At 69.7% G+C, this 20,662-nt stretch carries 19 protein-coding genes; 10 read left to right on the forward strand and 9 right to left on the reverse strand.

From position 1 onward, the window contains the following. The first annotated feature begins 8 nt into the window (after nucleotides 1-8). The 6 genes from frr (at nucleotide 9) to SPR02S_RS19775 (ending at nucleotide 6,926) form a co-directional block, all read left to right on the forward strand. Entirely contained in the window at nucleotides 9-566 is a 558-nt protein-coding gene (frr, locus tag SPR02S_RS19750) for a ribosome recycling factor (RefSeq protein WP_019058716.1), read from the forward strand. Continuing rightward, complete coding sequence (locus tag SPR02S_RS19755; protein WP_052347008.1) at nucleotides 566-1,732, forward strand: phosphatidate cytidylyltransferase; 1,167 nt, start codon at nucleotides 566-568, stop codon at nucleotides 1,730-1,732. Before frr ends, SPR02S_RS19755 begins: the two co-directional genes overlap by 1 nt. A gap of 108 nt (nucleotides 1,733-1,840) precedes the next feature. Next, the gene (rlmN, locus tag SPR02S_RS19760) at nucleotides 1,841-2,947 is read left to right on the forward strand and encodes a dual-specificity RNA methyltransferase RlmN (protein WP_019058718.1); all 1,107 of its coding nucleotides are present in this window, start codon (nucleotides 1,841-1,843) and stop codon (nucleotides 2,945-2,947) included. A 134-nt stretch (nucleotides 2,948-3,081) separates the two neighbouring features. Continuing rightward, nucleotides 3,082-4,158 (forward strand): thiamine ABC transporter substrate-binding protein, encoded by a 1,077-nt coding sequence (locus SPR02S_RS19765; protein WP_019058719.1) that lies wholly within the window; start codon nucleotides 3,082-3,084, stop codon nucleotides 4,156-4,158. A gap of 53 nt (nucleotides 4,159-4,211) precedes the next feature. Next, a complete protein-coding gene (locus tag SPR02S_RS19770; protein ID WP_019058720.1) occupies nucleotides 4,212-5,813 on the forward strand; it encodes an ABC transporter permease in 1,602 nt (533 codons plus the stop codon). Beyond that, nucleotides 5,814-6,926 carry an ABC transporter ATP-binding protein gene (locus SPR02S_RS19775; RefSeq protein WP_019058721.1) on the forward strand — a complete coding sequence of 371 codons (1,113 nt, stop codon included), beginning with the start codon at nucleotides 5,814-5,816 and terminating at the stop codon, nucleotides 6,924-6,926. It abuts the gene before it with no gap. Between the two features lie 61 nt (nucleotides 6,927-6,987). Here SPR02S_RS19775 and SPR02S_RS19780 read toward each other — a convergent pair whose 3' ends face one another. From SPR02S_RS19780 to SPR02S_RS19810, 7 genes are all read right to left on the reverse strand, one after another. Then, nucleotides 6,988-7,671 (reverse strand): LAETG motif-containing sortase-dependent surface protein, encoded by a 684-nt coding sequence (locus SPR02S_RS19780; RefSeq protein WP_019058722.1) that lies wholly within the window; start codon nucleotides 7,669-7,671, stop codon nucleotides 6,988-6,990. A 160-nt stretch (nucleotides 7,672-7,831) separates the two neighbouring features. Continuing rightward, nucleotides 7,832-8,953, reverse strand: coding sequence for an LOG family protein (locus SPR02S_RS19785; RefSeq protein ID WP_019058723.1), 1,122 nt, complete (start codon nucleotides 8,951-8,953; stop codon nucleotides 7,832-7,834). A 25-nt stretch (nucleotides 8,954-8,978) separates the two neighbouring features. Further along, entirely contained in the window at nucleotides 8,979-9,386 is a 408-nt protein-coding gene (locus SPR02S_RS19790; protein ID WP_019058724.1) for a VOC family protein, read from the reverse strand. A gap of 64 nt (nucleotides 9,387-9,450) precedes the next feature. Beyond that, complete coding sequence (locus tag SPR02S_RS19795; RefSeq protein WP_019058725.1) at nucleotides 9,451-10,779, reverse strand: hypothetical protein; 1,329 nt, start codon at nucleotides 10,777-10,779, stop codon at nucleotides 9,451-9,453. Next, nucleotides 10,761-11,501: an ABC transporter ATP-binding protein gene (locus SPR02S_RS19800; protein WP_019058726.1), complete on the reverse strand. Its 741-nt coding sequence runs from the start codon at nucleotides 11,499-11,501 to the stop codon at nucleotides 10,761-10,763. Before SPR02S_RS19800 ends, SPR02S_RS19795 begins: the two co-directional genes overlap by 19 nt. Nucleotides 11,502-11,703: 202 nt before the next feature. Next, nucleotides 11,704-13,083 (reverse strand): aspartate aminotransferase family protein, encoded by a 1,380-nt coding sequence (locus SPR02S_RS19805; protein ID WP_026150705.1) that lies wholly within the window; start codon nucleotides 13,081-13,083, stop codon nucleotides 11,704-11,706. Beyond that, on the reverse strand, nucleotides 13,068-13,586 hold the full coding sequence (locus tag SPR02S_RS19810) for an Lrp/AsnC family transcriptional regulator (protein WP_019058728.1): 519 nt from the start codon (nucleotides 13,584-13,586) through the stop codon (nucleotides 13,068-13,070). Before SPR02S_RS19810 ends, SPR02S_RS19805 begins: the two co-directional genes overlap by 16 nt. Before the next feature lie 177 nt (nucleotides 13,587-13,763). Here SPR02S_RS19810 and SPR02S_RS19815 point away from each other — a divergent pair, with 177 nt between their 5' ends. Together SPR02S_RS19815 and SPR02S_RS19820 are read left to right on the forward strand one after the other, a co-directional pair. Further along, the gene (locus SPR02S_RS19815) at nucleotides 13,764-15,203 is read left to right on the forward strand and encodes a gamma-aminobutyraldehyde dehydrogenase (protein ID WP_019058729.1); all 1,440 of its coding nucleotides are present in this window, start codon (nucleotides 13,764-13,766) and stop codon (nucleotides 15,201-15,203) included. Between the two features lie 239 nt (nucleotides 15,204-15,442). Next, nucleotides 15,443-16,591, forward strand: coding sequence for a polyamine ABC transporter substrate-binding protein (locus SPR02S_RS19820; protein WP_019058730.1), 1,149 nt, complete (start codon nucleotides 15,443-15,445; stop codon nucleotides 16,589-16,591). A gap of 51 nt (nucleotides 16,592-16,642) precedes the next feature. On the opposite strand, the gene SPR02S_RS65720 is transcribed toward SPR02S_RS19820, so the two are convergent. After that, nucleotides 16,643-17,620 carry an Lrp/AsnC family transcriptional regulator gene (locus SPR02S_RS65720; protein ID WP_019058731.1) on the reverse strand — a complete coding sequence of 326 codons (978 nt, stop codon included), beginning with the start codon at nucleotides 17,618-17,620 and terminating at the stop codon, nucleotides 16,643-16,645. 112 nt (nucleotides 17,621-17,732) lie between these two features. Between SPR02S_RS65720 and SPR02S_RS55970 the strand changes: the two genes are divergently transcribed. Together SPR02S_RS55970 and SPR02S_RS19835 are read left to right on the forward strand one after the other, a co-directional pair. Next, nucleotides 17,733-19,175 carry a carboxylesterase/lipase family protein gene (locus SPR02S_RS55970; RefSeq protein WP_043258369.1) on the forward strand — a complete coding sequence of 481 codons (1,443 nt, stop codon included), beginning with the start codon at nucleotides 17,733-17,735 and terminating at the stop codon, nucleotides 19,173-19,175. 119 nt (nucleotides 19,176-19,294) lie between these two features. Then, the gene (locus SPR02S_RS19835; protein ID WP_019058733.1) at nucleotides 19,295-20,143 is read left to right on the forward strand and encodes a PhzF family phenazine biosynthesis protein; all 849 of its coding nucleotides are present in this window, start codon (nucleotides 19,295-19,297) and stop codon (nucleotides 20,141-20,143) included. Between the two features lie 3 nt (nucleotides 20,144-20,146). Here SPR02S_RS19835 and SPR02S_RS19840 read toward each other — a convergent pair whose 3' ends face one another. Beyond that, nucleotides 20,147-20,602, reverse strand: coding sequence for an Lrp/AsnC family transcriptional regulator (locus SPR02S_RS19840; RefSeq protein ID WP_019058734.1), 456 nt, complete (start codon nucleotides 20,600-20,602; stop codon nucleotides 20,147-20,149). Between the last annotated feature and the right edge of the window lie 60 nt (nucleotides 20,603-20,662).

The raw sequence follows: 20,662 nt of genomic DNA on the forward strand, positions 1-20,662 counted from the left end.
AGCAAGTGGTGATCGAAGAGACCCTCCTCGAGGCCGAGGAGAAGATGGAGAAGGCCGTCGTGGTCGCCAAGGAGGACTTCGCCGCGATCCGCACCGGCCGTGCGCACCCGGCGATGTTCAACAAGATCGTGGCGGACTACTACGGAGCGCTGACGCCGATCAACCAGCTGGCTTCGTTCTCCGTGCCGGAGCCGCGCATGGCCGTGGTGACCCCGTTCGACAAGACCGCGCTGCGGAACATCGAACAGGCGATCCGCGACTCGGACCTGGGCGTGAATCCCAGCAACGACGGCAACATCATCCGAGTGACGTTCCCCGAGCTGACCGAGGAGCGCCGCAAGGACTACATCAAGGTCGCCCGGACCAAGGCCGAGGACTCCAAGGTGTCCATCCGCGCGGTCCGCCGCAAGGCCAAGGACGCCCTGGACAAGCTCGTCAAGGACAAGGAGTCCGGCGAGGACGAGGTCCGTCGTGCGGAGAAGGAGCTCGACGACACCACGGCGAAGTACGTCGCCCAGGTGGACGAACTCCTCAAGCACAAGGAAGCGGAGCTGCTCGAGGTCTGATGAACGACTCTTCCTGGGGAGCACCGCCACAAGCCGGGTACTGGGGGCCGTCCGACCAGGGGCCTGTCCAGGGGGCTGCCCCGGCGGGTCCCACGTACGATGCGCCTGAGGCGCAGCAGACTCGCCCCATGCCCATCGTGCCCGACGAGCCCGCATACGGCGGACACCAGGATGACGACCGGGGGGCCGCTCGGCTGAGCGGTCCCTTGTTCCGCGACGAGACGCAGCAACCGCCGTACGACCCGCGGACGCAGCCCTCTGACACGCCGCAGGCGCAGCCCTACGGGGCGGTGCCGCAGAATCCGGAGCCCATGCCCGACGTCCCGCCACCGGCGCCCGCCCCGCAGAAGAAGAGCGCGGGCCGGGACCTCGGTGCGGCCATAGGGGTCGGCGTCGGGCTCGCCGTGGTGATCATCGCGTCCCTCTTCGTGGTGAAGGCCGCGTTCGTCGGAGTGATAGCGGTCGCCGTCGTGGTCGGCCTGTGGGAGCTCACCTCGCGGCTCCAGGAGCGCAAAGGCATCAAGGCGCCCCTCGTGCCCCTGGCGGTCGGCGGCGCGGCGATGGTCGTCGCCGGATACGTCCGGGGTCCCGAGGGAGCCTGGGTCGCCATGGCGCTCACGGCGCTCGCTGTCCTCGTCTGGCGGATGACGGAGCCGCCGGAGGGCTACCTCAAGGACGTCACGGCGGGCGTCTTCGCGGCGTTCTACGTGCCGTTCCTGGCCACGTTCGTCGCCCTGATGCTCACCGCCGACGACGGCGCCTGGCGGGTCCTGACCTTCCTGTTGCTGACCGTGGTCAGCGACACCGGGGCGTACGCCATCGGCTGGCGCTTCGGCACGCACAAGCTCGCCCCGCGCATCAGCCCCGGAAAGACCCGCGAGGGCCTGTTCGGGGCGGTGTCCTTCGCGATGGTGGCGGGCGCGCTGTGCATGCAGTTCCTGATCGACGACGGCAGCTGGTGGCAGGGCCTGATCCTGGGCCTCGCGGTCGCGGCCAGCGCCACGCTGGGCGACCTCGGCGAGTCCATGATCAAGCGCGACCTGGGCATCAAGGACATGGGCACGCTGCTGCCGGGTCATGGCGGCATCATGGACCGGCTGGACTCCTTGCTGCCGACCGCTCCGGTGGTGTGGCTGCTGTTGGTGCTGTTCGTGGGCTCCGGCTGAAAAATCAGCTGGCCTACTGAACGGCTGACCTGCGGGTTTGTACGTGAGGGGCTCGTTGTCCACAGGGCGGCGAGTCTCTCTTCGTATGTCTGCGACACTGGTACAGCCATGCCTAAGCCCGGAGAACTCACATTCGTCGCCCCCCGCGGAGCCCAGAAGCCGCCGCGGCACCTTGCCGATCTCACGCCCGCCGAGCGCAAGGAAGCCGTCGCCGCGATCGGGGAGAAGCCGTTTCGCGCCAAGCAGCTCTCGCAGCACTACTTCGCGCGGTTCGCGCACGACCCGGCGGAGTGGACCGACATCCCCGCCGGTTCGCGCGCCAAGCTGCAAGAAGCGCTGCTTCCTGAACTGATGACCGTCGTACGGCATCTGTCGACCGACCAGGACACCACCCGCAAGACGCTGTGGCGGCTGTTCGACGGGACGCTCGTCGAGTCCGTGCTGATGCGGTACCCGGACCGGGTCACCATGTGCATCAGCTCGCAGGCGGGGTGCGGGATGAACTGTCCGTTCTGCGCGACCGGTCAGGCCGGGCTCGACCGCAATCTGTCGACCGGTGAGATCGTGCAGCAGATCGTCGACGGGATGCGGGCGTTGCGGGACGGGGAGATCCCCGGTGGTCCCGCGCGGCTGTCCAACATCGTCTTCATGGGCATGGGCGAGCCCCTCGCCAACTACAAGCGGGTCGTCCGGTCCATCCGCGCCCTCACCGACCCCGAGCCGGACGGTCTCGGCCTCTCGCAGCGCGGGATCACCGTCTCGACCGTCGGACTGGTCCCGGCGATCCACCGGTTCTCCGACGAGGGCTTCAAGTGCCGGCTCGCGATCTCGCTGCACGCCCCGGACGACGACCTGCGCGACACCCTGGTCCCCGTGAACACGCGGTGGAAGGTGCGCGAGGTCCTCGACGCCGGCTGGGAGTACGCGGCGAAGTCGGGGCGCCGGCTGTCCATCGAGTACGCGCTGATCCGCGACATCAACGACCAGGCGTGGCGCGGTGACCGGCTCGGCCGCCTCCTCAAGGGCAAGCCGGTGCACGTCAACCTGATCCCGCTGAACCCGACGCCGGGCTCGAAGTGGACGGCCTCCCGCCCCGAGGACGAGAAGGCGTTCGTCGAGGCCATCGCGGCCCATGGGGTGCCGGTCACCGTCCGGGACACCCGTGGCCAGGAGATCGACGGAGCGTGCGGCCAGCTCGCGGCCACCGAGCGGTAATCTTCACCCGTATCACCTGTACGTACACCTTCATATCCGACAGGGGAGCGCGCAGCGCTGAGAGTGCGGCAATCGGGCCGCAGACCCTCTGAACCTCGCCCAGGTCATTCTGGGTAGGAAGTTCGGTCATCACCGTGAACACCAAGAAGTACTGTGCTGTGCTCGTCGGCCTCGGCCTGGTCACGCTCTCCGCGTGTGGGTCGGGGTCGGACACGAGCGGCGGCTCCGACTCCAAGACCGTCACCCTCGTCAGCCACGACTCGTGGGCCGTCTCGAAGAGTGTCCTCAAGGACTTCGAGATGCAGTCCGGCTACACGGTCAAGGTCCTCAAGGACGGCGACGCCGGCCAGGCCGTCAACAAGGCGATCCTCACCAAGGACAACCCCCAGGGCGACGTCTTCTTCGGCGTCGACAACACCCTGCTCTCCCGCGCCTTCGACAACGGCCTCTTCCAGTCCTACGACGCGAAGGGCTCCGACCTCGTCAAGCCCGAGTACCGCGTCGACCAGACCAAGCACCGGGTCACGCCCATCGACACCGGCGACATCTGCGTCAACTACGACAAGGCGTACTTCAGCAAGCACAAGCTGACCCCGCCGACCTCCTTCGCGGACCTGGTCAAACCCGCGTACAAGAACCTCCTCGTCACCGAGAACGCGGCAACCTCCTCGCCCGGCCTCGGCTTCCTGCTCGGCAGTGCGGCTCAGTACGGCGACGACGGCTGGCAGGGCTACTGGAAGAAGCTCAAGGCCAACGGCGTCAAGGTCGTCGACGGCTGGGAGCAGGCCTACGACCAGGAGTTCTCCGGTTCCGCCGGTGGCAAGAAGGCGGGCGGCGACCGGCCCCTCGTCGTCTCGTACGCCTCCTCGCCGCCCGCCGAGGTCATCTACGCCGACCCGAAGCCGACCACCGCGCCCACCGGGGTGTCGTACGGCACCTGCTTCCGGCAGACCGAGTACGCGGGGCTGCTCAGCAACGCCAAGAACACCAAGGGCGGCAAGGCGTTCCTCGACTTCCTGCTCACCAAGCAGTTCCAGCAGGACATGCCGCTCAACATGTTCGTCTACCCGGTGATCGAAGGCGCCACGGTGCCGCAGGAGTTCGTGAAGTACGGTCGCCAGGCCCCGGACCCCGAGACCATGGCGCCCGCGAAGATCGCCGCCGACCGGGACCAGTGGGTCAAGTCGTGGACCTCGCTCGTACTGAAGTAGCCCCGCCGAAGACGGCGAAAACCCGTAAGGGGAGCGTGACGCGGCTCGGTCTCATGGCCCTGCCCGTCGCGTTCTTCGCGGTGTTCTTCGCCTACCCCGTCGCCGCGATCGTCGCGCGCGGTCTCAAGGTCGACGGCGCCTGGCAGTTGGGGCGCATCGGTGACGTACTCGCGCAGTCCGACATTCGACACGTCCTCTGGTTCACCACCTGGCAGGCGCTCGCGTCCACCGCGCTCACGCTGCTGATCGCGCTCCCCGGCGCGTATGTCTTCGCGCGCTTCGACTTCCCGGGCCGACACGTCCTGCGGGCCGTCGTGACGGTCCCGTTCGTGCTGCCGACGGTCGTCGTCGGAACGGCGTTCCTCGCGCTCGTCGGCCGGGGCGGACTCCTCGACGACCTGTGGGGCGTACGGCTGGACACCACCGTGTGGGCCATCCTGCTCGCGCACGTCTTCTTCAACTACGCGGTCGTCGTACGGACGGTGGGCGGCCTCTGGGCACAGCTCGACCCGCGTCAGGAGGAGGCCGCGCGGATGCTCGGCGCCTCCCGGTTCCGGGCCTGGCGGAAGGTGACGCTGCCCGCGCTCGGGCCCGCCGTGGCCGCCGCCGCGCTGATGGTCTTCCTCTTCACCTTCACGTCCTTCGGCGTGGTCCAGATCCTCGGTGGCCCGACCTTCTCGACCCTCGAAGTGGAGATCTACCGCCAGACGTCAGAGGTCTTCGACCTCTCCACGGCGGCCGTGCTCACGATCGTCCAGTTCGTCGCGGTCGGCGCGATCCTCGCCGTCCACGCCTGGACGGTACGGCGACGGGAGAGCGCCCTACGGCTCGTGGACCCGTCGGTGACCGCACGGCGCCCGCGCGGGGCCGGCCAGTGGGCATTGCTGGCCGGTGTCCTCGGCTCCGTCCTCGTGCTGCTTGTGCTGCCGCTCGCCGTGCTGGTCCAACGGTCGCTCGACACAGCGGACTTCGGCTACTACCGGGCGCTGACCCACGACGACGGCGGCACCTTCCTGGTTCCGCCGATCGCCGCGATCGGCAACTCGCTGGAGTACGCCGTCGCCGCCACCGCCATCGCCGTGGTGATCGGCGGTCTCGCCGCCGCGGCCCTCACCCGGCGCGACGCCGGGCGGCTGGTACGGGGGTTCGACGCGCTGCTGATGCTGCCGCTCGGGGTGTCGGCGGTGACGGTCGGCTTCGGGTTCCTGATCTCGCTCGACAAACCCCCGGTGGATCTGCGGAGTTCATGGATCCTGGTGCCGCTCGCACAGGCGCTGGTCGGCGTCCCCTTCGTCGTACGGACGATGCTGCCCGTGCTGCGGGCGGTGGACGGGCGGCTGCGGGAAGCGGCGGCCGTGCTCGGGGCGTCGCCGTGGCGGGTGTGGCGCGAGGTCGATCTGCCGCTCGTACGGCGGGCGTTGCTGATCGCCGCCGGGTTCGCGTTCGCGGTGTCGCTGGGGGAGTTCGGGGCGACCGTGTTCATCGCGCGGCCCGACAACCCGACGCTGCCGGTCGCGGTGGCCCGGCTGCTGTCCCGGCCCGGTGATCTCAACTACGGCCAGGCGATGGCCCTTTCGACGATTCTGATGGTGGTGTGCGCGGTGGCCCTGCTGGTCCTTGAGCGGCTGCGCACCGACCGGACGGGGGAGTTCTAGATGCCGCAGAACATGCCGCAGAACATGCCGCAGAACACGCCGCAGAACACGCCGCCGAGCGAGCCGCCGAGCGAGCCGCAGAACAGGCCGCTGCTGAGCCTTGAGGGCGCGACCGTACGGTTCGGCGGGCGCCCGGTGTTGGACGCCGTCGACCTCGCCGTCGTAGAGCACGAGATCGTGTGTGTGCTCGGCCCCAGCGGCAGCGGCAAGTCCACGCTGCTGCGGGCGGTCGCCGGGCTCCAACCCCTCGAGTCCGGGCGGGTGTTGCTCGACAGCCGGGACCAGTCGGGGGTGCCCGCGCACAAGCGTGGGGTGGGTCTGATGTTCCAGGACCATCAGCTGTTCCCGCAGCGGGACGTGGCCGGCAACGTCGCCTTCGGGCTGCGGATGCACGGGGCGTCCAGGCAGCAACAGGACGCCCGGGTGGGCGAGTTGCTCGACCTCGTCGGAATGCCGGGTGCCGCCCGCCGTGCGGTGGCCGGGCTGTCCGGCGGTGAGCAGCAGCGCGTGGCACTCGCCCGTGCCCTCGCACCCCGCCCCCGTCTCCTCATGCTCGACGAACCGCTGGGCCAGCTCGACCGGTCACTGCGGGAGCGGCTGGTCGTCGAACTCCGGGAATTGTTCGGTGTGTTGGGCACGACCGTGCTCGCGGTCACGCACGACCAGGGCGAGGCGTTCGCGCTGGCCGACCGGGTCGTGGTGATGCGGGACGGGCGGATCGCCCAGTCCGGTACGCCACTTGAGGTCTGGCAGCACCCCGCCGACGAGTTCGTGGCCCGCTTCCTGGGCTTCGACAACGTGGTCGGGGCGACGATCGCCGGAGAGGCCGCCGACACCCCCTGGGGCAAGCTGCCGGTCCCGGAGGACGCCCCTCAGGGCACCCGCACACTCCTCGTACGCCCCGCAGGCGTACGCCTGTTGCCCGCCGACGAGGGCCTGCGCTGCACGGTCGCCGCCCGCACCTTCAAGGGCACCCATGTCGCCGTACAGCTCCAACCGGAGGACGCGCCACGGCTGGACGCGGCCTGCGCGCTGCGGGAGGCGCCGGAGGTCGGGAGCGTGGTCGGGGTGGACTTCGACGCGGCCGAGATCGTCGTACTCGGCGACGCCTGACGGACATGCGTGTGGCCCGTCCCCACGAACCGGACGGGCCACAACAGCAACAGCGGGTGGATCAGCGGCCGTTGGCCGCGCCGCGGCGACGCATGCCGAAGTAGACGGCTCCGCCGCCCACGACGACGAGGGCGCCCGCGATACCGGCGATCATGCCGGTGTTGGAGTTGGCACCGGTCTCGGCGAGGTTCGAGGAACCGGCCGCCGGGGACGGCGCGTTGTCGGTCGTCGTCGCGGGAGCGGTGCTGCTGCTCTCCGTGGCCGACGGGGTCGGGGTGTCGGACTCGGCCGGAGGTGTGGCGGAGTCCGAGGGGGCCGGCGAGGTCTCGCTCGGGGTCGGGCTGGGCGACTCCGTCTCGCAGGCCTTGGACGGGGTGGTCAGGCTCGGCGTGATGTCCTCGTCGACCTTGTTGCTGGCCTTCACGTGGACGCGGTACGTGGCGTTCGGCTGCCAGTTCTCGGCGAAGGTGACGATTTCGCCCTTGGCCGAGCCCTTGACGGTCTGCGCCTCGCCGATCTGCTTGGCGTCGGAACCGTTGTTCTCCAGGAACACCGTGATGGTGGCCTCGGTGGCCGAGGCGTCCTTGTCGGTCACGGTGATGACACCGTTGCTGCCGTCACAGGTGGCTTCGGCGGAGAACTCGCTGATGTTGCAGGCGAGCGCGTTGCCCGCGAATCCCAGTGCGAGTGCGGCCGAGGCGGACGCGACACCGAGGATGCGTACGGAACGTCGAGATATGGACACGTTTGCCCTTCACGGGATGTGCAACTGCGGGGGGTTTAGGGGGAGATGGAGCGGCAATGAGGTGAGGCACCACTACCCCCAGGAGTCTCACTGGTCTATAAGTGCTGCGTAAGCAGTGTCAATGCATATGCGGTGTACAGCAGTTGCCTTTACCTGCACTTTAATCTGCGAGACGTTTCAGTGCCTCCGGAGCCTCCTCGATCCGGTCAACGAGGGCGATACGGGCCTCCATTGGCCGTTCCCGGGCAAGTGCACGCAGCAGGGGCCACGTCGGCAGCCGCTCCGTCCAGTGCTCCCGGTCCACGAGCACCATCGGCGTGGGCTCGCCGCGCGACTCGTAGTAGTTCGGGGTCGCGTTGTCGAAGATCTCCTGTACGGTCCCGGCCGCGCCCGGCAGGAACACCACACCCGCGTTCGAGCGGGCCAACAGGCCGTCCTCGCGGGTGGCGTTGGCGAAGTACTTGGCGATGTGCGACGCGAAGGCGTTCGGCGGCTCATGGCCGTAGAACCAGGTCGGGATGCCGATCGAGTGGTTGCCCTTCGGCCAGCGGGTGCGGACCTCGAAGGCGCGCACCGCCCAGTCGGTGATGGAGGGGCTGAACGACGGTGATCCGGCGAGGAGTTCGCACGCCTCCTCCAGCATGGCGTCCTCGTACGGCGCCGCGTACGCGCCCAGGTTGGCCGCCTCCATCGCACCGGGGCCGCCGCCGGTCGCCACCGTGAACCCGGCGCGGCTCAGCTCCCGGCCCAGACGCGCGGCACCGCCGTAGGCCGCCGTCCCGCGTGCCATCGCGTGGCCGCCCATGACGCCCACCACCCGTGCGCCGCGCAGGAGTTCGTCGAGGGCGTCGGAGATGGAGTCGTCGTGGACGGCGCGCAGCATCGACGCGTATATGTCGCCGTCGGCCTTGGTCCGCTGGAACCAGGCGTACGCGAGCGCGTCCGGTGTCTGCTCGTACCCCTTGTCGAGCGCGGCGAACAGCTCGTCCGGCGTGTAGAGACGGCCGCGGTAGGGGTTGAAGGGGAGGTGCGGGACGGGCGGGAAGACCAGGGCGCCGTCGCCCCGGATCTTCGCCGCCGCCTCGTCTCGCATCGGGCAGCCGAGGAAGACGGCGCCCGAGGTGTCCGTGGTGAGCAACTCCCGCGTACGGTCCGTCAGATCGACGCCCTGGACGCGGTGTCCGGCGAGGGTGCCGCGGGACGAGACGGTCGCGTCGAAGTCCTCGACCGTCTCGATCTCGCGTTCGTCGTGGTGGGCCGCATGGGCCGGGCTCGTCTGCACGCGCCCATGCTAGGCATCCAACTGCTCAGCCCTGGACGGCCGCCGGGTCCATCCAGACGATCTCCCAGGAGTGGCCGTCGAGGTCGTCGAAGGAACGGCCGTACATGAAGCCCTGGTCCTGGACGTCGTCGTTGGCGGTGCCGCCGGCCGCGACCGCCTTGTTGATCATTTCGTCGACCTTCTCACGGCTCTCGGCGCTCAGACACAGCAGCACCTCGCTGCTCTTCGTCGAGTCCACGATCTCCTTCTTCGTGAAGTCGCTGTAGCGCTGCTTGTTGAGGAGCATCGCGATGATCGTGTCGCTGATCACGACGCAGGTGTTGTCGGGGGAGCTGAACTGGGAATTGATCGAGTAGCCGAGCTCGGTGAAGAACTTCTCCGACGCTGCGACGTCGTTCACGGCCAGGTTCACGAAGATCATCTGCTGGTACATGCTGGGGCCTCTCCCATCGGGCGTAAGTGCTATTCGGTGGGTAGACCGGCGGCCGACAGAAAACTCATCGGCCGGCCAGCGGCAGAGCCGCCAGCTCGGCCACGACCAGGGTCAGCGGGAGGAACAGGGCGAGCAGCGCGCCCGCGCGCAGGGCCGCCGCGCTGCGCAGCATGGCGGCGGGGGCGCCCAGGCGGAGCAGCGCGGCCGTGGTGTCGGCGCGGGCGTGCTTGGCCTCCAGCGCGGCGGTGAGCAGGGTCGCCACCGTGCAGCCGGTCACCACCAGCCCGCCCAGCGTGGTCAGCGGGCCGAAGGCCGGGGCGTCCGCGTCGTAGAGCGCCGTCATCGCGAAGCCGCCGGACGCCACCGCGCACACCACGCCCAGCGGGCGTCCGATGCGCGTCGCCTCCTCCATCAGCACCCGTCCGGCCAGCAGCCGCAGCGCGCCCGGGCCGACCGACTGGAGCAACCGCCCGCACAAGTGCGTGAGTCCGGGCCCGGCCAGCGCCAGCCCGATCGCGGTGAGCACCCAGCCGACCAGGACGCTCGCGGGCCCGTCCGCGAGCCCGCCGGGCAGCGACAGCCCGTCGCCGTCCTTCACCCGGCTCGCGTACGCCTCCACGGCGAGCCCGGCCGCCAGCACCGCGACGCCCCAGGGGAGCCCGCGCGGGGCCTCACGGGGCGCGGCGGGGCGTGAGGGGTCCGGGTCGGGGGCCGGTGCGGGCTCACTCGTGGGCTCGTCCTCCGTCGCGCTACGACGGTCACAGCCGCGCAGGCGCGCGCCGAAGCGGCCGTACGTCCCGAAGGTCTCGCGGGACCCCGGGCGGCCCTGCGCACCGAAGCGGCCGTACGACCGTGCCGGGCCCTTCTCGGAGGCGGGGCGGAGGTCGCGGGGGCGTAGGACGAGGGCCACCGCGACGGAGGCGATGACCGGGACGAAGGAGAGGAGGGTCAACGCGGCCGGGAGGGGGAGGGGTTGGTCCGAGGCCAGGAACTCCGCCGCCGCTCCGTCGAAGGGCATGCCCGTGAGGTCGCCGCGGAGGTGGAGGAAGAAGAGCAGGGCCAGCATGGAGCCGAGGGTGCAGGCGAGGGCTGTCGTCGTCGCCGAGATCGCCATCAGGCGGCCCGGGCCGAGGCCGATCGCGGAGAGGCCGGGGCGGGGTTTCGTCGCCGGGTCGGTGCGGGCGACCGCCACCGCGAAGTAGACCGTGGCGGCCAGCGGGGTCGCGCACCAGGCGAGGCGGAGGGCCGCGGCGGCGGGGGAGTCGGGGTGGCCGATCGCGTAGCCGAGGGTGCAGAGGAGGAGGAAGCCCGTGCCCGCCGAGGCCACCGCGACCAGCAGGCGGCGCAGTTGGACGGCGGGGTGCGAGCCGCGGGTCAGACGGAGAGCGAGCACGCGGCCCGGCCCTCCGACTCGGCGACCGGGGGGAGGTGAACCGTGTTCACACGGCGTCCGTCCAGGAGCGACACCGTCCGGTCCGCGAGGGCCGCGGTCTCCGTCTCGTGGGTCGCGAGGACGACCGTGATGCCGTGCGAGCGGGCGGCCGTCGTGAGGGTGCGCAGGACCTGGGCGCGGTCCGCGCGGTGCAGCGGGGCGGTCGGCTCGTCGGCGAACAGGACCGTGGGCGCCGGGGCCAGCGCGCGGGCGATGGAGACGCGCTGGCGTTCCGCCTGGCGCAGTTCGTGCGGGCGTTTGCGGGCGTGCTCGCCGATGTCGAGGCGGTCCAGCCACTCCAGGGCGGCGGTCTTGGCACGGCGGCGGCTGGTGCCGCGCAGCATCAGGGGGAGGGCCGCGTTCTCCCAGACGTTCAGCTCCGGGACGAGTACGGGCGCCGGGTCGATCCAGCCGAAGCGGTCGCGGCGCAGCCGTTCCCGGGTGAGCGGGCCCATGGTGTGCACGGGCACGCTGTTGAACCAGACCTCGCCGCGGCTCGGGCGCTCCAGGCCGGAGAGGCAGCGCAGCAGGGTCGTCTTGCCGCTGCCGCGCGGGCCGGTGACGGCGAGGATCTCGCCCTCCCGGACGCCGAGCGAGACACTGCCGAGCCCGGGCGTGCCGTCGTTGTGCTGGAAGTGCAGGGCGCGTGCCCAGAGCACGTCGTTGTCCGGCGGGGCCACCATGGGCGTACACCTCGTTCTGATCCGTTTTCCCGTATCGCATCCCCCGTCCGGGGGAACGAAGGCAGGGCCGATCGGTCACTGGCACGCTAAGGAGGGGGCGATGTGAGCCCGGACAGCACACGGCCCCGGGCCGCCGTTTCTCACTCGAACGGCGGCGCCGGGGCCGGTGTTGATCATCCAGAAGGAAGATCCCTCTGAACGATCAGAGCTTTGTCCAGGCCTCCGTGAGGACCTGGCGGACGATGCCCTCGATCTCGTCGAAGGTCGACTGGTCGGAGATCAGCGGCGGCGACAGCTGGATGACCGGGTCACCGCGGTCGTCGGCGCGGCAGTAGAGGCCGTACTCGAAGAGCTTCTTGGAGACGAAGCCGTAGAGCACGCGCTCCGACTCCTCGTCCGTGAAGGTCTCCTTGGTGGCCTTGTCCTTGACGAGCTCGATGCCGTAGAAGAAGCCGTTGCCGCGGACGTCGCCGACGATCGGGAGGTCGTGCAGCTTCTGGAGGGTCTGGAGGAAGTTGGCCTCGTTGTCGAGGACGTGCTGGTTGAGGCCCTCGCGCTCGAAGATGTCGAGGTTGGCGAGGCCGACCGCCGCGGAGACCGGGTGGCCGCCGAAGGTGTAGCCGTGCAGGAAGGTGTTGTCGCCCTTGTAGAACGGCTCGGCCAGGCGGTCGGAGATGATGCAGGCGCCGATCGGGGAGTAGCCCGAGGTCATGCCCTTGGCGCAGGTGATCATGTCCGGGACGTAGCCGAACTTGTCGCAGCCGAACATCGTGCCCAGGCGGCCGAAGGCGCAGATGACCTCGTCGGAGACCAGGAGCACGTCGTACTGGTCGCAGATCTCGCGCACGCGCTGGAAGTAGCCGGGCGGCGGCGGGAAGCAGCCGCCGGCGTTCTGCACCGGCTCCAGGAAGACCGCGGCGACGGTCTCCGGGCCCTCGAAGAGGATCTCCTGCTCGATCTGGTCGGCGGCCCAGCGGCCGTAGGCCTCCGGGTCGTCGCCGAAGAGCGGGGCGCGGTAGATGTTCGTGTTCGGGACCTTGTGCGCGCCGGGGACGAGCGGCTCGAACGGGGCCTTCAGGGCCGGGAGTCCGGTGATGGACAGGGCGCCCTGCGGGGTGCCGTGGTAGGCGACCGCGCGGGAGATGACCTTGTACTTGGTGTGCTTGCCCTGGAGCTTGAAGTACTGCTTGGCGAGCTTCCAGGCGGTCTCGACGGCCTCGCCGCCGCCGGTGGTGAAGAAGACCTTGTTCAGGTCGCCCGGCGCGTAGTGCGCGAGACGCTCCGCCAGCTCGATGGCCTTCGGGTGGGCGTACGACCAGATGGGGAAGAACGCCAGCTCCTGCGCCTGCTTGGCGGCGGTCTCGGCCAGCTCGGCGCGGCCGTGACCGGCCTGGACCACGAACAGACCCGCGAGACCGTCGAGGTAGCGCTTGCCCTTGTCGTCGTAGATGTAGGTGCCCTCGCCACGGACGATCGTGGGAACGGGCGCGTTCTCGTACGAGGACATGCGGGTGAAGTGCATCCACAGGTGGTCGTACGCGGTGCGGCTGAGGTCCTTGCTCACGGTTATCGGGTTCCCCACATGTAGGTCTGCTTCTTGAGCTTCAGATAAACGAAGCTCTCGGTGGAGCGCACGCCGGGGAGAGCCCGGATGCGTTTGTTGATGACGTCCAGCAGGTGGTCGTCGTCCTCGCAGACGATCTCGGCGAGGAGGTCGTACGAGCCCGCGGTCATCACCACGTACTCCACTTCCTGCATGGCCGTCAGCGCGTCGGCGACGTTCTCGACATCACCTTCGACGTTGACACCGACCATCGCCTGTCTGCGGAAGCCCACGGTGAGCGGGTCCGTGACGGCGACGATCTGCATGACGCCCTGGTCGAGCAGCTTCTGGACGCGCTGACGCACGGCCGCTTCGGAGAGGCCGACGGCCTTGCCGATCGCGGCGTACGGCCGGCGGCCGTCCTCCTGGAGCTGCTCGATGATGGCGAGGGAGACGGCGTCCAGATGAGGAGTGCTGCCGTTCCTGGACTCGCGGGAGTCCCTCTGTTCTGCGCTGCGACTGGCCACGGCTTCACTGTGCACGACGTCTCGACCGTTCCGCAAGGCCGCTTCGATGAAATTCGTTGTTTACGTGGCCGAGACTTGCGGATTTCGTAGCCTTGGCGCGATCAGGGGTGTTGAAAACGTGGGCCGGGCGATTAGGGTGGGTGTCTCAGTGATTGGACACACTCAGAACACCCAGACCTTGGAGGGCCGGCAGTGAGCACCGAGCTGCGTCGTCTGCGCAATTACATCGACGGTGAGTTCCGGGACGCCGCCGACGGACGGACCACCGAGGTGGTCAACCCGGCGATCGGTGAGGCGTACGCGACCGCGCCGCTGTCCGGAGCGGCGGACGTGGACGCCGCGATGGCGGCCGCCGCCGCGGCCTTCCCGGCCTGGCGGGACGAGACCCCGGCCAAGCGGCAGAAGTTCCTGCTGGACATCGCCACCGCGTTCGAGGAGCGCGCGGAGGAGCTGATCGCGGCCGAGGTGGAGAACACCGGCAAGCCGATCGGGCTCACCCGCTCCGAGGAAATCCCGCCGATGGTCGACCAGATCCGCTTCTTCGCGGGCGCGGCCCGGATGCTCGAGGGCCGCTCGGCCGGCGAGTACATGGAGGGCATGACCTCCATCATCCGGCGCGAGCCGATCGGCGTCTGCGCGCAGGTCGCGCCCTGGAACTACCCGATGATGATGGCCGTTTGGAAGTTCGCCCCCGCGCTCGCGGCCGGCAACACGGTCGTCCTGAAGCCCTCGGACACCACCCCCGCCTCCACCGTCCTGATCGCCGAGATCATCGGCTCGATCGTGCCCAAGGGCGTCTTCAACGTCGTGTGCGGCGACCGCGACACCGGCCGCGCGATGGTCGAGCACCACACGCCGGCGATGGCCTCCATCACCGGTTCGGTGCGGGCCGGCATGTCCGTCGCCGAGTCCGCGTCCAAGGACCTCAAGCGGGTCCACCTGGAGCTGGGCGGCAAGGCCCCGGTCGTGGTCTTCGAGGACACCGACATCGCCAAGGCCGTCGAGGACATCTCGGTCGCGGGCTTCTTCAACGCGGGCCAGGACTGTACGGCGGCGACACGCGTCCTGGTCCAGGAGTCGATCCACGACGAGTTCGTGGCGGCGCTCGCAAAGGCGGCGGCCGAGACGAAGACGGGTCAGCCGGACGACGAGGACGTGCTGTACGGCCCCCTCAACAACGCCAACCAGCTCAAGCAGGTGACCGGCTTCATCGAGCGGCTGCCGGCGCACGCGAAGGTGGAGTCCGGCGGCCACCGCGTCGGTGAGGTCGGCTACTTCTACGCGCCGACCGTCGTCTCGGGTCTCAAGCAGGACGACGAGATCATCCAGAACGAGGTCTTCGGGCCGGTCATCACCGTCCAGTCCTTCACGGACGAGGCGCAGGCCATCGAGTGGGCCAACGGCGTCGACTACGCGCTCGCGTCCTCGGTGTGGACGAAGGACCACGGCCGGGCGATGCGGCTGTCGAAGTCGCTGGACTTCGGCTGCGTGTGGATCAACACGCACATCCCGCTGGTCGCGGAGATGCCGCACGGCGGGTTCAAGAAGTCGGGGTACGGCAAGGATCTGTCGGGCTACGGCTTCGAGGACTACACGCGGATCAAGCATGTGATGACGTCGCTGGACGCGTAGGCATTCGCTGATCTCGCAGGAGCAACTGCGCGGCCCCGGACGGGAGTTGACCGTCCGGGGCCGCGCTGTTTGCGTACGCCGCATGTGAACGTGTGGTTGCTTCACAGGCAGCCGATCGACAAGGTGTCGGGTCCGTACGAAGCTGCTCGACGCAGCGTCCATTGATCGGGCAGGGGGCGGCGGGTCATGCTGCGCGGGTGCCCCAGACTTCGAAGTCGTACTCGCCCTCCCGTCGCTCCATGCTGCGTGCGCTCGGCGGTACCGCCGCGCTCGGCGCGCTCGCCGGGTGCGGTGTGCCCGCCGCGTATGTGAAGGCGGGGGACCGTGCCGGTGCCGATCTGTCCGCCAAGGACAAGCGGCTGACCTGGGCGAACTGGCCGTTGTACATCGACACCGATGACGACGACCAGACGAAGCGGCCCACGCTGGACGCGTTCGAGAAGAAGACCGGGATCTCCGTCGACTACATCGAGGAGATCAACGACAACGACGAGTTCTTCGGCAAGATCAGCCCGGCGCTCATGAATCACCAGCAGACCGGCCGCGACCTGATCGTCATGAGCGACTGGATGTGCGCGCGGTTCGTCCGGCTCGGCTGGGTGCAGCGGATGGACCGGTCCGCGCAGCCCAACGTGGCGAAGTACCTCGACCCGCAGCTCAGCTCGCCCGCGTTCGACCCGGGGCGCCGGTACACCGTGCCGTGGCAGTCGGGGATCACGGGTATCGCGTACAACCATCGCAAGCTCGGCCGCGAGATCCGCCATGTCTCCGATCTGTGGGCGAGCGACCTGAAGGGCCGGGTCACCCTGCTCTCCGGGTTGGACGAGGCGTTCGCGCTGCTGATGCAGGGCAACGGCGTCGACATCACCAAGTGGACCGCCGCCGACTTCTACAAGGTGTGCGACCAGGTACAGACCCAGATCAGCCGGAACCAGATCCGCCGCTTCACCGGCAACGACTACACCAAGGACCTGGTCAGCGGCGACGTCCTGGCCTGTCAGGCCTACTCCGGCGACGTGATCCAACTCCAGGCCGACAACCCGGACATCCGCTTCGTCGTCCCCGAGGAGGGCGCCGAACTCTGGGCGGACTCCCTGATGATCCCCGACCTGGCCCGCCACAAGACGAACGCCGAAAAGCTGATCGACTACTACTACGACCCCGAGGTCGCCGCGGAACTCGCCGCCTGGGTCAACTACGTCTGCCCCGTCCCGGCAGCGCAGGCCGTCCTCGCGGCCTCCAAGGACAAGGACACCGCGGAGCTGGCCGAGAACCCGCTGATCTTCCCGGACTCGACGATGCGGAAGCACCTTGCGATCGCGCGAGACATCACGTCTACGGAGCGGGTGGAGTTCGCGAAGGAGTGGAACAAGATCGTGGGGTTGTAGGGGCGCGGGACCCTGGGGTCGTAGGGGGCGGGTCCCGGTCGTGGCCTCGGATCAGAGGCTCCCGGCCCGCACCAGCCCCGTCCTCTTCACCCCGCTCAGGATCGGGGTGACCTCGATCGTGGAGACGTGCGGCAGCGCGCCGATCGTGTCGTTCAGGAAGTGGTAGAGCGCGTTGAGGTCCGCGGCGGCGACGGCCACCAGGAGGTTGGCCGAGCCGGTGGTGGCCGAGGCGAAGCGGACCTGGGGGTGGCGGCTGAGTTCGCGGCCCGTCTCCTCCAGGCCGCCGGGGGCGACGGTGATCCACAGCAGGGCCTCGGTGCGGATGCCCAGGCGGGCCAGGTCGACCTCGGTCGCGAGTCTGACGACCTGGCCGGCGACCAGCGCCTCCAGGCGGCGGCGGGCAGTGAGGGCGGTGGTGTCGGCGCGGCGGGCGAGGTCGGCGTAGGAGGCCCGGCCGTCCTCGACCAGGGTCGTGATCAGGGCGTGGTCGAGGGGCTGGAGGGACGGGCGGGCCGCCGGGGCGGGCAACTCCGGTCTGAGGCTGGTCAGTTCGGCCTCCGTCAGCAGGCCGCCGCTCCAGTCGAAGGCCGCCGGGAACACCCGTAGGAGGATGTGCGAGGTCCACGACTGGACCGCGGGGGTGGCCGGGAGGTCGCGCAGGAGCAGGGAGTTGCGGGCGTCCGGGCCGTCCAGGAACAGGATCGTGCAGATCTCGTCGCCGCCGCCGAGAATGTCCACCCAGACGGTGTCGGGGCGGCGGGCCAGGGTGGCGGCGATGGCGCTGATCTGGTTCGGCCGGCAGCGGATGCGCAGGGCCAGCGGGATCAGGTCCGGGAACCACACCGGGTTGCGTACGGCGGTGGCGCGCAGCGTCTTGTCGTGGAACAGCGGTGCCGCGCGCCGCACCACCGTGCGCTCCGAGATGCCCAGGACCCGGCCGACCGTACGCCACGAGGCCCGCGGGGAGGCCAGCATCGCGGCGCCGATCCGGCGGTCCGTCTCGCTCAAGGGGTGGCTTGCTTTCGCCATATCTGTCCGGTCCTCTGTCCTGCTTTCGCGCTTCCGTCTCCTCATTCTGGCTCGGATCGATACGCACCGCTAGAAACGGTTCGGAGCGAACGACGGAGAGAGGGTGAGCCCGATGGTGGTGGGTGTCGTGGAGACGGATCGTGGTCGGGTCCGGGGGGTCGCGCGGGGTGAGGTGGTCTCCTTCCGGGGGATTCCCTATGCCGCTTCGCCCGTGGGTGAGTTGCGGTTCGCGTCGCCTCAACCGCACCCGGGGTGGACCGGGTTGCGCGACGCGGCGCAGGCCGGGCCGGCTGTTCCGCAGGGGGCCTCCCGGCTGGAACGGGTGATGGGGGCCCGTGTGCCGGACTGGGACGAGGACGGCTGTCTGAACCTCAACGTCCATGTGCCGGCAGGGGCGTTGGACGGCGGTGCGGCCCGGCCGGTCCTGGTGTGGTGGCACGGAGGCGGCTTCACCAGTGGGTCCGGCGGCTGGGACTGGTACGACGGCGGGCGGCTGGCCGCGCTCGGCGACATCGTGGTCGTCACCGCCAACTACCGTGTGGGCCCGCTGGGTTACCTGTATCTGCCGGAGATCGGCGCCGCCAACCTCGGCGCCCAGGACCAGGCCGCCGTGCTGGCCTGGGTGCGGGACAACATCGCCTCCTTCGGCGGCGATCCGCGCGAGGTGACGGTCGGCGGACAGTCGGCCGGAGCGTATGCGTCGCTGGCACTGGCCCTCGATCCGCGGACCTCGGGACTCGTGAACCGGGTGCTCCTGGAGAGCGGACCGTTCGGCCTGGCCCCGCAGGATCCGCAGCACGCGGCCGAGAACGCCGAGGCGTATCTACGGCTGCTCGGGGTGCCGGGTGGAGCGGATGCCGCAACTGCCTTGCGTGCGTTGCCCGTTGAGCAGTTGCTGTCCGCATACGGCAGGCTCGCGGGGCAGCTCGCGCGTCCTGGCGACGCCGCTCCGCCCATGCATCCAGTGCTGGGCGGGCCCGGTGTGCCCGGCGATCTGTATCGGGGGGTCGTGGGTGGTGGGCTGGAGGGCAAGTCCTTGCTGATCGGTACCACTCGGGACGAGGCGAGCGCCTTCACCGCCTTCGACCCGAACATCCAGAACCTCACCACCGAGGGTGCGTTGGACCTTCTGAGCCATCAACTCGGCGAATCCGCCCATGAGTTGTACCAGCGATACGCCACCCGGTTCGAAGAGCCCACCGCGGCACGGGTGTTCACCGCGATGGTGACCGACCAGCTGTTCCGCGCCGACTCGCTGCGGATCGCCGACCACCACGCGGCGGGCGGCAACGCGACCTACGTCTACGAGTTCGACCACCGGCCGGCCGAGGACCCGTATGGCCTGGGTGCCACCCACTGCGGTGAACTTCCCTTCCTTTTCGGAACGTTCGACGCCTTTGCGGACAGCCCGATGCTGGGGCGGACCACCGATGCCGTACGGGAGCTGGGGCACACCTTCGCCGGTGCGGTCGCCGAGTTCGTCGTGCGTGGCTCGGTGCATGACTGGTTGCCGTACACGCCTGCGACGGCCGCTCGCATCCGGCACTTCGGCTGACATCCGGTGCTTCGGCCCGAGGGACATCAATCCACTTTGTTGGGACTGGCCCTGTTCTCGCCGGGCGGTCACCCGTTGGGATGGACCCGCCTTCCCCTCAGCCGTGTGAAAGGGCCTTGATGACCATGCCGCGCAACCGCTCGTTCGTGCAGGTCGACGTGTTCTCCACCAGCCCCTACTCCGGCAACCCGGTCGCGGTCGTCCTGGACGGGACGGGGCTGAGCGACGAGGAGATGCAGGGGCTGGCGCGCTGGACGGACCTGTCCGAGACCACGTTCGTGCTGCCGCCCACCGTCCCCGAGGCGGACTACCGGCTGCGGATCTTCGCCCCCGGGGGCGAGCTGCCGTTCGCCGGGCACCCCACCCTCGGGTCCGCGCGCGCCTGGCTGGAGGGCGGCGGCACACCGCGGCACGACGATCGCATCGTGCAGGAGTGCGGCGCAGGACTGGTCACCGTGCGACAGGGTGCGGGCACCCTGGCGTTCGCCGCTCCGCCTCGGGTGCGTGAGGGGGCGCTCGAAGAGGATCAACTGCTGCGGATCGTGGGCGCGTTCGGGATCTCGCGGGACCGGGTCGTGGCCCACGAGTGGGTCGACAACGGTCCCGGCTGGGCCGTGGTCCGGTTGGCCACGGCGAAGGAGGTGCTCGCTCTCGAACCTGACTTCTCCCTCCTGCCGGACGCGATGGTCGGCGCGATCGGGGCCCACCCCGACGGGTCCCGGCACGCCTTCGAGATGCGTACCTTCGCCCCCGGCGTCGGTGTCCCGGAAGACCCCGCGTGCGGGAGCATGAACGCCGGCGTCGGTCAGTGGCTCACCGCCACCGGCGCCGTGCCCTCCTCCTACCGGGTCTCCCAGGGCACGCGGCTGGGGCGGGCCGCGAGCATCGAGATCAGCGCCGACGCGGACGGCACCGTGTGGGTCAGCGGCGCCGCCGTCGTGCGTATCCGCGGGACCATCACGCTCTGACCGTCATGGGGTGCCTGTGTCGGTGTCCGCGGTGAGCGTCTTCATCGTGACGTAGCTGGTCACCGTGGCCACGCCGGGCAGGGTGGCCAGCTGGTTCGCGTGGAACTCCTCGTAGGCGGGCAGGTCGGCCACCTCGACCTGGAGGAGATAGTCGAAGTTGCCGGTGATGTGGTGGCAGGCGACCACCTCGGGCAGCCGGGTGACCCCGCGCTCGAACGCGACCACGTCCGCGCGGATGTGCCGCATCAGCCGTACGCCCGCGAAGACCCGCAGGCTGCGGCCGATCGCGGCGGGATCGATCACCGCGCGATAGCCGCGGATGACCCCGGCCTCCTCCAGCTGGCGCACGCGGCGCAGACAGGGGGACGGGGAGAGCCCGACGCGGGCCGCGAGCTCGTTGTTGCTGATGCGGCCGTGCGTTTCGAGCACGGCCAGAATCGATCGGTCCACCTCATCCATGACGGCAGATTATTGCGCCAGGAGCGTGACTACCACAATCGTGCGCCCATCCAGCGCGCA

The sequence above is a fragment of the Streptomyces prunicolor NBRC 13075 genome, assembly GCF_000367365.1.
Classification (GTDB): Bacteria; Actinomycetota; Actinomycetes; order Streptomycetales; family Streptomycetaceae; genus Streptomyces; species Streptomyces prunicolor.

Excerpts from the sequence above, each read along its gene's own strand:
- SPR02S_RS19755 (WP_052347008.1), top strand. The coding sequence starts at position 566 with ATGAACGACTCTTCCTGGGGAGCACCGCCACAAGCCGGGTACTGGGGG.
- rlmN (WP_019058718.1), top strand. The coding sequence starts at position 1,841 with ATGCCTAAGCCCGGAGAACTCACATTCGTCGCCCCCCGCGGAGCCCAG.
- SPR02S_RS19770 (WP_019058720.1), top strand. The coding sequence starts at position 4,212 with ATGGCCCTGCCCGTCGCGTTCTTCGCGGTGTTCTTCGCCTACCCCGTC.
- SPR02S_RS19775 (WP_019058721.1), top strand. The coding sequence starts at position 5,814 with ATGCCGCAGAACATGCCGCAGAACATGCCGCAGAACACGCCGCAGAAC.
- SPR02S_RS19790 (WP_019058724.1), bottom strand. The coding sequence starts at position 9,386 with ATGTACCAGCAGATGATCTTCGTGAACCTGGCCGTGAACGACGTCGCA.
- SPR02S_RS19800 (WP_019058726.1), bottom strand. The coding sequence starts at position 11,501 with ATGGTGGCCCCGCCGGACAACGACGTGCTCTGGGCACGCGCCCTGCAC.
- SPR02S_RS19820 (WP_019058730.1), top strand. The coding sequence starts at position 15,443 with ATGCTGCGTGCGCTCGGCGGTACCGCCGCGCTCGGCGCGCTCGCCGGG.
- SPR02S_RS65720 (WP_019058731.1), bottom strand. The coding sequence starts at position 17,620 with ATGGCGAAAGCAAGCCACCCCTTGAGCGAGACGGACCGCCGGATCGGC.
- SPR02S_RS55970 (WP_043258369.1), top strand. The coding sequence starts at position 17,733 with ATGGTGGTGGGTGTCGTGGAGACGGATCGTGGTCGGGTCCGGGGGGTC.
- SPR02S_RS19835 (WP_019058733.1), top strand. The coding sequence starts at position 19,295 with ATGACCATGCCGCGCAACCGCTCGTTCGTGCAGGTCGACGTGTTCTCC.
- SPR02S_RS19840 (WP_019058734.1), bottom strand. The coding sequence starts at position 20,602 with ATGGATGAGGTGGACCGATCGATTCTGGCCGTGCTCGAAACGCACGGC.